A 9,797-nucleotide genomic window follows, 5' to 3' on the forward strand; every position below is an offset into this window, starting at 1 on the left:
TATGTGCATATTTTCGATTATATAGCTATGGGAGGGAGTCCGGCAATATGATTTTATACCACGGTTCGAGTGAGATTATCCAAAAGCCCATATATGGGAAAGGAAAAGAATATAATGATTATGGAAAAGGATTTTACTGTACAGAGCATATGGAATTAGCCAGAGAATGGGCCTGTACAGAGGAACAGGACGGCTATGCAAATAAGTATGAGTTTGATTTAAACCAGATGAAAATACTGAATCTTTTCACCCAAAAGGATGCGACGCTTTGCTGGCTTGCGTTGTTAACGGAATACCGGGAGATTCGATTGTCCACACCGGTTATGAAGCAGGCATATCAGTGGCTGCAGAGCAACTATCATCTTGACATTCAGGAATATGATGTGATTATTGGATATCGTGCAGATGATTCCTATTTTAGCTTTGCAAGAGCTTTTCTTAATAATACAATATCTTTTGGGCAGCTGTCCTATGCTATGAGACTGGGAAAACTGGGAGAACAATATGTATTAAAGAGTGAGAAGGCGTTTCGTACTATTCAGTTTGTGGATGCAATTCGGGCAGAACGGGAAGAGTACTTCGTGAAACGAAAGTCCAGAGATGATGATGCACGTGAAGCCTTTTTCAGGGAAATGAACAAAGCGGATATGGAAGGAACTTATGTGATGGATTTAATCAGAAATGAGGTGAGCAGGGATGACCCACGCATACAGTGAGCACTATTTGGATGATGCAAGAGAAAATTTGGGTGAGATGGTAGACTATGCAGTGAATGCGTGTCATTTGGACATCGATGAATTCTGGGAAATGTTTTTGGTGAGCGGCTATGCACATTCCTTTGAGGTTGGAAATCCGAAGATTATTTGTGGACATTCAGGGACAGAATTGGTATACGAAGTGCTCCGGAAAATAGGAATTGAGATGGAATTTCCTAAGCCACAGGTGGAATATGACTATTCACCGGAGTATTGGTCTGGTTGGATATTGGCTTATTATCAATGGAACATTGGGATGCCTTTTCAGGAAATCTACAAATATATGAAAATGTATGAGTTGGCGAATCTCTATCATCCACTGCATGAAGCACCGGAGCAGAAAGTAATCGGTGCAATCAGTGAAAGAATCCGGCTGTTAAGCTATGCCACGAAGCTTCAACAGCTTCGCAAGGCAAGCGGATATTCACAGCGGGAGCTTGCAGAAAAGTCAGGTGTCAGTATTCGTATGATCCAACAGTATGAAACGCAGACGAAGGACATAAGTAAGGCGGCGGGGGGAACAATACGGGCATTGGCAAACGTACTTGGATGCAGGATGGAAGATCTTGTATGCTAGAATAACCAGCGTTTCGCATAATCCTGCGTGAACGCAATAAATTTTTCCACACGGCTGTTTACGTATTTTCCCTTTTGCCATACGATCCCGATTTCCTGTTCGATTGTCGGTGAAATCGGGATTCCGATATTTTCAGGCATCGTATCAAGGAGTAAAGAATAAAGACAGGCACCGCCCAGATTATGCTTTAGAAAATTGCGAATGGTATGCAGCTGGCTCGCACGCATGATGATGTTGGGGGCGATTCCTGCATTTTCAAAGAGCTTGTGGAACATACTGTTTTGTACAGAGTCGGTATTATACATCATAATCGGTTCATCTTTCAGCATCTCTATTGTGATGCTCTTTTCATCCGCGAGGTGATGTTCTGGTGAGACACAGAATATAATCTTGTCAGATAAAATCTTATAAGAATTCAATTTATCAATTTCATAAAAATTCATATTAACAAGTGCCAGATCCAAAACATCTTCCTGCACCAGCTTTGCCGCGCGAATGGACCCATATTCAAACAGTTCCACAGGAATGTCCGGATATTGTTTTTGAAACTCAATGAGCATATCCGGAAAGAAAATCGTGCTAAGGAGAGGCGGAATCCCAATTCGGATTGGAATCACCTGTTTTCCGATGTCAGTCAATTCAGAGGAGGTCTGATTAATGGTCTTCAATAACCTGGAGGCTTTCTGATAGAAGAGTTCCCCTTCTTTTGTCAGTGTCATGTGATTCTTTGTGCGGGTAAACAGGCTGACTGAAAACTCTTTTTCCAATTCATTGATTGCATTTGAAATCGCAGGTGGTGTTACAAATAATTGCTGGGAAGCCTGTGCGATACTGTGATGTCGGCGGATACAAATTTATGGATTATGCAAAAGCGGGTTTCCCACTGATTATTATTGCTACTGTTGTGAGTATGGTTATTCTTCCAATTGCATTTCCATTCTTCCCATGATGGATGAAATTATAGGATTTGGAATGTGGTTTGAAAAATAATAAAAAAGAGAAGGAGATTAAAAATGGATAAGAAAGAACAAGTAGAGCAGCTTACCAATTATATGGCCAATTTTGTGTCTTACATTGCAAAAGTGCTGCCGGATGACATTATTGAGAAATTAGATGAGCTTGCAGAAAAAGAGGACAGCCCTCTCTCTAAGGTTATCTATGAGACCATGAAAAAGAATCAGGTTTTAGCAAAAGAGCTGAACAGACCAAGCTGTCAGGACACCGGAGTATTACAGTTTTGGGTAAAATGCGGAACAAAATTTCCATTGATCGGTGAGTTAGAGGCACTGTTAAAAGAAGCAGTTGTAAAATCTACATTTGAAGCACCACTTCGTCACAACAGCGTAGAAACCTTTGATGAGTACAATACCGGAAAGAATGTTGGAAAAGGGACACCAACCGTATTCTGGGATATCGTTCCGGACAGCGATCAGTGTGAAATCTATTCTTACATGGCAGGCGGCGGTTGTACCCTTCCCGGAAAAGCAATGGTATTAATGCCGGGGGCAGGATACGAAGGTGTAACAAAATTCGTTATGGATGTTATGACGTCTTATGGTCTGAATGCATGTCCACCACTCTTAGTAGGAGTTGGCGTAGCAACGTCAGTCGAGACAGCAGCACTGCTTTCCAAGAAAGCACTTATGAGACCACTGGGAAGCCACAATGACAATGCAAATGCAGCATCCATGGAGAAGCTGCTGGAAGATGGAATCAATTCCATCGGTTTAGGACCACAGGGAATGGGCGGAAACTATTCCGTTATGGGTGTTCATATCGAAAACACAGCAAGACATCCATCTGCAATTGGAGTTGCTGTAAATGTAGGATGCTGGTCTCACAGACGTGGACACATCATTTTTGATAAGGATCTTAACTACACAATCATAACACATTCGGGGATGACGTTATAATGTTGGAAATGAAAGATGGAAAGAAAACTTTGACAACGCCAATTTCAGCAGAAGATCTTGCTGACATTCATATTGGAGATATTATTTACTTAAACGGAAGCATGACTACCTGCAGAGACGTGGCGCATAGAAGGCTGGTGGAAGCGGGACGTGAGCTTCCGGTAGATGTAAGAGACGCAGCCATTTTCCATGCAGGCCCCATCATCCGTCCATTGGAGAATGACAAATTCGAGATGGTTTCTGTAGGACCGACAACCAGTATGCGTATGGAAAAATTTGAGAAAGAATTTGTTGAGCAGACTGGCGTAAAAGTAATCATTGGCAAGGGTGGTATGGGACCGAATACAGAATATGCATGCAAGAACTACAAAGCAATTCACTGTGTATTTTCGGCCGGAAATGCCGTTGTCGCAGCCACGGAGGTAGAAGAAATTGTTGACGCACAGTGGAGAGACCTTGGAATGCCTGAGACCTTATGGCACTGCCGCGTAAAAGAATTTGGGCCACTGATCGTATCAATCGATACAGAGGGAAGGAACCTTTTTGAAGAAAACAAAGTGATTTTCAATGAGAAAAAAGATAAAGCAATTGAAGAAATCTGTAAACATGTAGGATTTATCAAATAATAGTAATACAAGTCAACGAAAAACAATCAAAATTTGCCACAATGACCATGTATGGGAGGAATTGCCACTTCTTATGCATGGTCATTTGTATTCACCAGTCATTTCTTTTATTCTTTGACGGATTGGATTACCGAAATGGCAGATCCAAGAAATCAAAGCTATACCACGTATACTCAGGCGGATCTGGAATACATGGCAATCCTTAAAAATGAATTTGACTTAGAGGTAAAGAATGGTGTATTATATGCTGTGGCTGGTGTGCATTGTGGATATGTCGGTGCACTGGCGAAAGCAAAGGAGAAATAAATCAAATTATGGAAAAGAAAACATCATTATTTCAGCAGATACTCCGTTTTGGAGTCGTTGGAGGCGGCGCGTTTGTCATAGATTATGGAATTATGGTCTTCCTGACAGAAGTCGTAGGAATCAACTACCTGTTATCCAGTGCCATTTCATTTACCGTTTCGGTTATATTTAATTATATATTAAGTGTCAAATGGGTGTTCAATGTCACCGGAGAGCGGAGCCAGAAACAGGATTTTGCAGTGTTTATCGTGCTTAGTATTATTGGACTTGGAATTAATTCACTGGTGATGTGGATCGGTGTCACGAAATTCGGGATCAACTACATGATCACCAAGATTGGTGCAACTGCAATCGTGATGGTATATAATTTTATCACCAGAAAGGTTTTTCTGGAAAACGGAAAATAAAGGCTTTTGTTGGAAAAAAGATAATTTTAGTTAAATAAAATCAATCAGAGGGAAAAGCAGGCACAAAAAAGTGCTTGCTTTTTTTTCTTGCTTGCAGTAATATACTAATTACTTCGATTCACATTCACAGTGAGTTGCATTTTCAAATTATATTGCAGAGGCGTTTTTCATAAAACGGAAGGCCGGAGCAATCGGGATGATATTCTATCCGCATTTTCATTACGAAACATTGCAAAATTTTGATCGTTTACTTTACCAGGTGCGAGAGTGTTTTCGCCTGCTTATTTGTTTAACCTCATCAAGGAAGTCCCCCACTTCAAGTGTGAAGAACACGAAGTGGTGGGTGCGGGCTGGTAGGGAAAGCACCCGTAGGAGTTCATCTTTCGTAGACGGAACCAGCGATGTAGACAGGACCGGGAAAAACAAGTTTAAAGCAGGAAGAAAACAGGTTCAAAACAGGTTTTAATCAGGATCAAATCGGGATCAAGACAGGTTCAAATCAGAATCAAGACAGGTTCAAATCAGAATCAAGACAGAAACAAAAGGCAGTAAAGTAAACGGAATAAAGGGAGGAATTTACATGGAAGAGCTGGAAGGTTATGAGGTGATCCGCTTTCTGGAGCATGATGGAAGGTGCCACGTGTCTATGGATTTTGTGAAGGGGCAACTCCTGATCCGGCATTTGAAGGAGGAACCCCAGGTGACGAAAGCGCAGCTGTTTGAATGGCTGCGGAGTCTGGCAAGGCAGATTGAACAGTATCACAGGTGCAGAAAAAACCAGTGTTACCGCTATCTCAATCCGGAGAGTATTCTGGTGCGGGAGGACAAGAAGCTGCTGTTTCTGGATCTGGCAGCGGTCAGTAACGAGTTTGTCATACGGGACATGCAGAAGAGAGTCATGCGGAGGCATTTTGTGAAAAAAGTGCTGACGATGAGTGGCAATCCCAGGCTGGAGACAGATTTGTACAGTTTGGGAAAGTCAATGCAGTATATTCTTGCACACACGCAGGTGGAACCACCATTAAGCAGAACGGAAGAGCACCAATTATCAAAAATCATTTCAAAATGTCTAGGGGAGAACCCCAAAAGAACATATCAGGATTTCAATCAGATCCAAAAGGAAATTCCAAGGATCCAACATCCAAAAATCAAAAAAATAAAAAAACAGGCAGTGGCAGCAGTTCTGGTGCTGTTGGTCGTGGCAGCAGGTGTGAATCATCTGACAGGGAGAGGCGGTGGCGACAGCGAGGGCAGTGCAGTCACAGGTGCAGCCGTGACAGTACCGGAGGAAAGCACGATCACGAAAGCAGAGGATGCCGGGCAGGAGAATGCTGAGCAGAAAGATGCCGGGCAGAAAGATGCCGGGCAGGAGGATACCGGACAGGATGCTGCTGTGCAGAACAACAAAACAGTGCAGGATAGTAAAACAGCAGAAAATAGTGGCGTCGAGAAAGAAATGAAGAACATGCAGACGGAACTGGAGCAGATCGAGGAGGCCATACAGCAGAATACGACGGCAGATAACAAGATCGTGATTGATCAGGCGAGAAGCCTGGAGAGTAAGCTGCTGCGGTATCTGGCGACGGCTTATGACCGGGAAGAAATGGTGGATGAAGCGATTGCAGCGTATGGGCAGGCATGTGCGATCGAGACGGATGGAACAATCTTAGAACAGCTTTACCAGCGCAGGGCAGATCTGGAAGAAAAAGCCGGAAAGCCGGAGCAAGCTCGCAGCACATACAGTGAAGCAATGGAAAAGCTGGAGAATACGCAAACAATCGGAGTCCGGTTCGCAGGCATGATCTGCGGTGATACGTCGTTGTCTGTGGAGGAGAAAAATAAATATCTGCAGCAGATTGTTGAGAGCGCCCCGGGCATTTTGTCGGAGAAAGCATTTCAGAAACTGCAGAGGGAGCAGGGAGTTCAGGTGGAAGGAGATAAGGTATGGATCGAAAAAGAAGAAAAAGAATAGAACTAAAAAAGGTTCGCAAATACAAAAAGATAAAACGGATGCCAGGGAGAAGTGAAATCAGAAAACGGGTCTGTCTTTACATGGTGATCGGAATGACATGCCTCATGACCTGTACCTCCACCATAAACTGCGTTGGATACGTGAAAGCGCAGGAAACAAAACGAAGGAGCGAATATGAGGACTCTGGAAAGATAAAACAATACGAACTTGAAATTTCCAGAAAGCCGGGCAGTTTTGGATATTATACAGAAAAACCGGAGGTGTCGATTCGGACAAAAGATGATACGGCAGTTACAAAGTACGAATTTACAGATGCAGAGGGGAAAACAGTAGGCGGGGAACTGAAACGTGCAGGAGATAAGAAACTTATTGCGTCGAACTGTATGAAGGAGGGGGAGAACAGCCTGAAAGTATGGATGGAGGCACCCCATGAGGTGATATCGGATCCCGACCCGGAGCCCGATCCAGAACCAGATCCTGACCCGGAGCCGGAACCGGACCCGAAGCCAGAACCTGACCCAGAGCCGGAGTCCAAGCCCGACCCGGTTCCCGACCCGAAGCCAGATTCAGAGTCCGCACCCGACCCAGTTCCCAATCCGGAACCGGAGCCCAAGCCCGACCCGGCTCCCAACCCAAAGCTGGAGCCCAAGCCCAATCCCAATCCTGCCCCCGACCCGGAGCCAGATCCCAAGCCCGACCCAGAGCCCAAGCCCGATCCCGATCCAGAGCCCAAGCCAGATCCAGAGCCAGATCCGGAGCCAGAACCCAAGCCCGATCCCGATCCTGCCCCGGTAATAGTCTGGGAAGTTGTTGAGAAAAGTGTGCAGCAGCATATATTTCGAATAGATACTAAAGCCCCGGGCAAAGTGTCGCTAAGCTATGAGCGGGATCCGAGTGAGGGCATACTATTTTACAATACTCCGGCCAGGCTGGTGATTCGGAAAAGTGGAAATGAGGAGGACCTGAAGGGAATTTGTTATAAGATTGGTGAGGAGCCGGAGCAGCTGGCTGAAAATGAGGAAGTGGAGCTTTTACTGCCATTGGGCTTTTATGGAACGGTACAGGCATCAGCACTGGACAAGGCAGGAAACCGCAGTGAACCGGTCACTTCGGTGGTATTCCTCTGTGAGTCGGTTCAACCAGCGATTTCGATGACGGCACCGCGAGGATTTGAGACATGGTATGACCAGGAGACGCAGATACAGGTGCGTGTGGAGGATACCGGACTTTCAGCAGGGCTGGAGAATGTGAAGTGTTTTGTGAACGGTGTTCAGGTGACGCAGAATCATCCGCCGGTATGGGAGAATGAGAATGTCGCGACTGTTGCAATCCCGGTTCAGGAGGTTTCCGAAAAAGGAAGTGTAATTCCGGTCATTGTCGAGGCGGCAGACAGGGCCGGCAACGTGAACAGCCACACAGAATTACTGCATATAGACAAGCAAAAACCGGAGATTGAGGTGAAGGATCAGGACGGAAAGCAAGTGGAGGATTGTATGATTACAAGCAGAAGCCTTGATGTCATCTGCGAGATTCGCGAGGAAAATGTGTTGAAAGGTGCATCAGTCCAAGGAAGTCTGACGGATGTTGAGGAAACATCCAGAGAGTTACCAGAAGCCATCTGGGACAGTAAGGAAGGAAAACAGACTGCACATTTGAAACTGGAGGAAAACGGAGTGTATCAGATCACTGTATCGGCGGAGGATGCGGCAGGTCATAGCGTCGCAAAGAACAGGCAGATTCTCATTGATAAGGAGAACCCGGTCATCCGTTATGTAGAACAGCTGGATGGAAACTTTTTGCGCTACTTCCAGTGGAACTACGAGCTGAGAGAAATGATCCAGGATCATACCTCCTACACGTATGAGATGCAGCTGGACGGGAAAGCCTATCGTACTGGGGAGAAAATCACGGGAGAAGGCCGCCATACCCTTCAGGTCAGAGCCACAGATGCCGCAGGAAACGAGGCGGAGAAGCATGCCGAATTTACAATTGACCACACAGCACCTTCTGTAGTGTTTGGAAATGTAAAGGATGGGGCAGTCTACGAGGACAATGTTACGCTGGCAGTCAGCCTGAAAAATGCTTCTGATAAAATAACAGAGATTACGATAGACGGGGAAAAGCAGCAGATAGATAAAAGCAGCCAGGTATTTCGGTTCCCGTTTCAGGAAAAAGGAAATTATTCGGTGGCAGTAAAAGCGGAGGATATCGCAGGTAACCGTACAGAGCAGAGCGTGCATTTTCGCATCCGGGAGCAGTCCGTACTATCGGCGAAGGTAGTGCAGCCGATTCGAAGAGTATTTACCAGACGTCCTTCAAAGACAGAAAAGGAGAACGAAAAAAAGGCGGAAAAGTCCTCTTTTTCTATACTGGCACGGGTAATTATTTATGGAGTAATAGGTGTGGCCATACTGGGAGGCGTTCTGGGAGGAGGTTTTCTGTTGTTGCATAGAAGAAGCAGAAAAGCAGATTAATTGTGAGCAGTCATCCGACAAAAAATGTCTAGAAAGGGAGGATGCCGGGTAATCCTTTCGGATTCCCGGCATGTATTATGAAAAAGTTTATTCCAAATAGTATTGTAATACTAGATAATGGTGTTTTTAATTTATTTCCTTCATTTGATATACTTAGTATACTGAAGAGTCGTGAAGAATTAATGTTAATTAGATGAAGGTTTTTTTAATGATATATGAATAAATTATGAACACCTGTTTCGCTAAAAAACTAACATTGTCTGCGATAAGCGAAATCCGGCATACCGTCCTTTTTGGGAATTTCAACATCTCCCTGAATCAATGGCCTGGCGTATGCGATGAACTTTTCGTTCACATCGGATCCGTCGCTGCTGATCCAGTCTAATGGAACTGTTTTTTCTTCATTGCAGATTTTATTTACATCTTTTGTAACTGTTCAGAACTCCATTAGTTAAAGATGATATCGGAATTCCCTAAAAGGGCTTCTCTGATTGCTGTAAAAGCATTTATTCCATGCTTATGAGCAGTCCCAATATAGCTCATGATTGTAAGATATTCCTGTGCGCCTTCCTCACTGCGAAAACATCCTGAGACCTTGGTTTTAACCTTAATCATGCGCAAATCACGTTCCGCAAGGTTATTATCAAACGGAACACAGAGATTCTTTATAAATAAGCAGACTGATGCCTTGTAATTCACAAGTCTGTCAATTAGATTTAGTACCTTGGTCTTTTTCTTTCGACCACGCTTTTTGGTTGTGACTTCTG

Annotated in this window: 10 protein-coding genes and 2 pseudogenes; 8 read left to right on the plus strand and 4 right to left on the minus strand. The window is 44.4% G+C overall.

Features of this window, described 5'->3' with window-relative positions; translation table 11 throughout:
• Nucleotides 1-47 precede the first annotated feature (47 nt).
• Both BUB85_RS03965 and BUB85_RS03970 read left to right on the plus strand, forming a co-directional pair.
• Nucleotides 48-716: a DUF3990 domain-containing protein gene (locus BUB85_RS03965; RefSeq protein ID WP_073105483.1), complete on the plus strand. Its 669-nt coding sequence runs from the start codon at nt 48-50 to the stop codon at nt 714-716.
• Nucleotides 697-1,332 carry a helix-turn-helix domain-containing protein gene (locus tag BUB85_RS03970; protein WP_073105487.1) on the plus strand — a complete coding sequence of 212 codons (636 nt, stop codon included), beginning with the start codon at nt 697-699 and terminating at the stop codon, nt 1,330-1,332. The genes BUB85_RS03965 and BUB85_RS03970 overlap by 20 nt, the downstream gene beginning before the upstream one ends.
• Here the strand turns inward: BUB85_RS03970 and BUB85_RS03975 are convergent.
• Entirely contained in the window at nt 1,329-2,051 is a 723-nt protein-coding gene (locus BUB85_RS03975) for a LysR family transcriptional regulator (protein ID WP_334293100.1), read from the minus strand. The two genes, BUB85_RS03970 and BUB85_RS03975, sit on opposite strands and share 4 nt — an antisense overlap.
• A gap of 36 nt (nt 2,052-2,087) precedes the next feature.
• A pseudogene (locus BUB85_RS22575) lies at nt 2,088-2,186 on the minus strand (helix-turn-helix domain-containing protein); the annotation flags it as partial.
• Nucleotides 2,187-2,345: 159 nt separating this feature from the next.
• Between BUB85_RS22575 and ttdA the strand changes: the two are divergent.
• From ttdA to BUB85_RS20920, 6 genes are all read left to right on the plus strand, one after another.
• A complete protein-coding gene (ttdA, locus tag BUB85_RS03980; protein WP_073105495.1) occupies nt 2,346-3,245 on the plus strand; it encodes a L(+)-tartrate dehydratase subunit alpha in 900 nt (299 codons plus the stop codon).
• Nucleotides 3,245-3,871 (plus strand): L(+)-tartrate dehydratase subunit beta, encoded by a 627-nt coding sequence (gene ttdB / locus BUB85_RS03985; protein ID WP_073105498.1) that lies wholly within the window; start codon nt 3,245-3,247, stop codon nt 3,869-3,871. The genes ttdA and ttdB overlap by 1 nt, the downstream gene beginning before the upstream one ends.
• A gap of 135 nt (nt 3,872-4,006) precedes the next feature.
• The gene (locus BUB85_RS21395) at nt 4,007-4,177 is read left to right on the plus strand and encodes a hypothetical protein (protein WP_159434615.1); all 171 of its coding nucleotides are present in this window, start codon (nt 4,007-4,009) and stop codon (nt 4,175-4,177) included.
• Nucleotides 4,178-4,185: 8 nt separating this feature from the next.
• On the plus strand, nt 4,186-4,584 hold the full coding sequence (locus BUB85_RS03995) for a GtrA family protein (RefSeq protein WP_073105505.1): 399 nt from the start codon (nt 4,186-4,188) through the stop codon (nt 4,582-4,584).
• A gap of 580 nt (nt 4,585-5,164) precedes the next feature.
• Nucleotides 5,165-6,556, plus strand: a complete 1,392-nt coding sequence (locus tag BUB85_RS04000; protein ID WP_073105509.1) for a protein kinase family protein — start codon at nt 5,165-5,167, stop codon at nt 6,554-6,556.
• Nucleotides 6,529-9,030 (plus strand): Ig-like domain-containing protein, encoded by a 2,502-nt coding sequence (locus tag BUB85_RS20920; RefSeq protein WP_084533904.1) that lies wholly within the window; start codon nt 6,529-6,531, stop codon nt 9,028-9,030. Before BUB85_RS04000 ends, BUB85_RS20920 begins: the two co-directional genes overlap by 28 nt.
• Nucleotides 9,031-9,280: 250 nt before the next feature.
• On the opposite strand, the pseudogene BUB85_RS22405 reads toward BUB85_RS20920, so the two are convergent.
• A pseudogene (locus BUB85_RS22405) lies at nt 9,281-9,460 on the minus strand (6-phosphofructokinase); the annotation flags it as partial.
• Between the two features lie 17 nt (nt 9,461-9,477).
• The coding region (locus BUB85_RS04015) for an IS66 family transposase (protein ID WP_143160656.1) at nt 9,478-9,797 on the minus strand (320 nt) is incomplete at its 5' end.

Source organism: Hespellia stercorisuis DSM 15480 (assembly GCF_900142165.1).
In the GTDB taxonomy this organism is placed as follows: Bacteria; Bacillota; Clostridia; order Lachnospirales; family Lachnospiraceae; genus Hespellia; species Hespellia stercorisuis.

What these genes read in the sequence shown, in the direction of transcription:
- BUB85_RS03965 (WP_073105483.1), top strand. Translation starts at nt 48, where the DNA reads ATGATTTTATACCACGGTTCGAGTGAGATTATCCAAAAGCCCATATAT.
- BUB85_RS03970 (WP_073105487.1), top strand. Translation starts at nt 697, where the DNA reads ATGACCCACGCATACAGTGAGCACTATTTGGATGATGCAAGAGAAAAT.
- BUB85_RS03975 (WP_334293100.1), bottom strand. Translation starts at nt 2,051, where the DNA reads ATGACACTGACAAAAGAAGGGGAACTCTTCTATCAGAAAGCCTCCAGG.
- ttdA (WP_073105495.1), top strand. Translation starts at nt 2,346, where the DNA reads ATGGATAAGAAAGAACAAGTAGAGCAGCTTACCAATTATATGGCCAAT.
- ttdB (WP_073105498.1), top strand. Translation starts at nt 3,245, where the DNA reads ATGTTGGAAATGAAAGATGGAAAGAAAACTTTGACAACGCCAATTTCA.
- BUB85_RS21395 (WP_159434615.1), top strand. Translation starts at nt 4,007, where the DNA reads ATGGCAGATCCAAGAAATCAAAGCTATACCACGTATACTCAGGCGGAT.
- BUB85_RS03995 (WP_073105505.1), top strand. Translation starts at nt 4,186, where the DNA reads ATGGAAAAGAAAACATCATTATTTCAGCAGATACTCCGTTTTGGAGTC.
- BUB85_RS04000 (WP_073105509.1), top strand. Translation starts at nt 5,165, where the DNA reads ATGGAAGAGCTGGAAGGTTATGAGGTGATCCGCTTTCTGGAGCATGAT.
- BUB85_RS20920 (WP_084533904.1), top strand. Translation starts at nt 6,529, where the DNA reads ATGGATCGAAAAAGAAGAAAAAGAATAGAACTAAAAAAGGTTCGCAAA.